1 protein-coding gene is annotated in these 638 nt (G+C 61.1%); it reads left to right on the top strand.

What is annotated here, in order from left to right:
* The coding region (locus JIN85_RS22575; RefSeq protein ID WP_484510794.1) for a UDP-glucose 6-dehydrogenase at positions 1 to 638 on the top strand (638 nt) is incomplete at both ends.

Raw genomic sequence — 638 nt, 5'->3', positions numbered from 1 at the left:
TCCGATGTGCTGCCGGTTTATGAGCCTGGCTTGGACGAGGTGGTCACCGCTGCCCGGGGGAAAAACCTTCACTTCACCACCGATATCAAGGCCGCCATCAAGGCCGCCGATTTGATTTTCGTCTCGGTCGGCACGCCAACGAAGTCCTACGGCATCGGCGCCGGTCGTGCAGCGGATTTGCGCTACATCGAAGGCGCTGCCCGCCTCATCGCCGAAGTGGCGGAGGGCAACAAGATCATCGTCGAGAAATCCACCATCCCGGTCAAAACCGCGAGCGCGATCAAGACGATCCTCGCCGCGAACTCGACCAACGATGCGACTTTCCAAGTCCTTTCCAATCCGGAGTTCCTCGCGGAAGGAACCGCAGTCGAAGACCTCACCGCGCCTGACCGGATTCTGATCGGTGGCGAATCGACCCCGGAAGGTCAGATCGCGCTCGAAGCGCTCGTCTCCGTTTACGCGCACTGGGTGCCACGCGAGCGCATCATCACCACCAACCTCTGGTCGTCCGAGCTTTCCAAGCTGGTCGCCAATGCCTTCCTCGCGCAACGGATTTCCTCGATCAACTCGATCTCCGCCCTTTGCGAAGCGACCGGCGCGGATGTCGATGAAGTCGCCAACGCGATCGGCACCGACTC

The organism is Luteolibacter pohnpeiensis, from assembly GCF_016595435.1.
Classification (GTDB): domain Bacteria; phylum Verrucomicrobiota; class Verrucomicrobiia; order Verrucomicrobiales; family Akkermansiaceae; genus Luteolibacter; species Luteolibacter pohnpeiensis.
This window is presented reverse-complemented; position numbering and strand designations above follow the sequence as displayed.